This window comes from Actinoallomurus acaciae, from assembly GCF_042429965.1.
In the GTDB taxonomy this organism is placed as follows: domain Bacteria; phylum Actinomycetota; class Actinomycetes; order Streptosporangiales; family Streptosporangiaceae; genus Actinoallomurus; species Actinoallomurus acaciae.
This window is the reverse complement of the sequence record NZ_JBHLZP010001118.1, coordinates 1-1036: the sequence shown is the minus strand read 5'-3', so window position 1 is coordinate 1036 and position 1036 is coordinate 1. Positions and strand designations below refer to the sequence as shown.

General features: G+C 76.0%; 1 protein-coding gene. It reads right to left on the bottom strand.

The genetic code is table 11. The features are described 5' to 3' along the window. Positions 1 to 1036 (bottom strand): condensation domain-containing protein (locus ACFFNX_RS50985; RefSeq protein ID WP_378213727.1); only part of this gene is annotated, 1036 nt, incomplete at both ends.

The window sequence follows — 1036 nt, the reverse complement described above, 5'->3', positions numbered from 1 at the left end:
CCGCCCCGGGTGGACGGCTCCGCCGGGCGCGGCCGGTCGGCGGGCAGCGGCAGCTCCGTCGGCAGGTCGGCCAGGGTCTCGGTCCAGTACGCGAGCTGCCGTGTGGCCAGGCTCGCCGGGTCGTCGCGCTCGCCGAGCAGCCGCCGCTGCCACAGCGCGTAGTCGGCGTACTGCACCGGCAGCTCCGGCCAGGACGGCACGGTCCCGGCGAGCCGCGCCGCGTACGCCTGGTCGAGGTCGCGGCGTAGCGGAACGTCGGACCACTCGTCGCCCGCGACGTGGTGCAACAGGAGCAGCAGGACGTGGACGCGGGGCCCGAGCCGGAACACCGTGACCCGCAGCGGAGGCTCGGCGTCGAGCGCGAAGCCGTACGCGGCGGCCTCGGCGAGCCGCGCCGGAAGCTCCTCGGGCGTGGTCTCGTGGACCGGCGCGTCGACCGGTCCGGGTGGGAGGATCCGCTGGTAAGGCGTGCCGTCGTGTTCCTCGAAGACCGTCCGCAGCGGCTCGTGCCGGGCCGTGACGTCCGCCAGCGCCGCGCGCAGGGCGGGCAGGTCGAGGTCGCCCTCCAGGCGCCAGGCGATGGGGATGTTGTACGTCGGGCCGGGCCCGTCGAGCCGGTAGAGGAACCAGAGCCGCTGCTGTGCGTGGGACAGCGGGAGACGTTCGGGCCGCTCGCCCGCGGTGAGGGCGGGACGGTCCGCGCGGACGCCGTCGAGCCGCCGTGCGAGCCCGGCCGGTGTCGGCGACTCGAAGACGGCCCGGATGGGCAGGTCCGCGCCGAGCTCGGCGCGGATCCGGCCCGTGAGGCGCATGGCCAGCAAGGAGTGGCCGCCGAGGGCGAAGAAGTCGTCGTCGATGCCGGCGGGCAGGCCGAGCAGGTCCGCGAACAGCGCGCAGAGGGACGCCTCGCGCGGCGTACGGGGCCGGGCCGACGGGGCGGACGCCTGCGGCGCGGGCAGTGCGGCGTGGTCGAGCTTGCCGCTGACCGTGCGCGGCAACGCCTCGACCTCGACGAACACACTCGGCGTCATGTAGT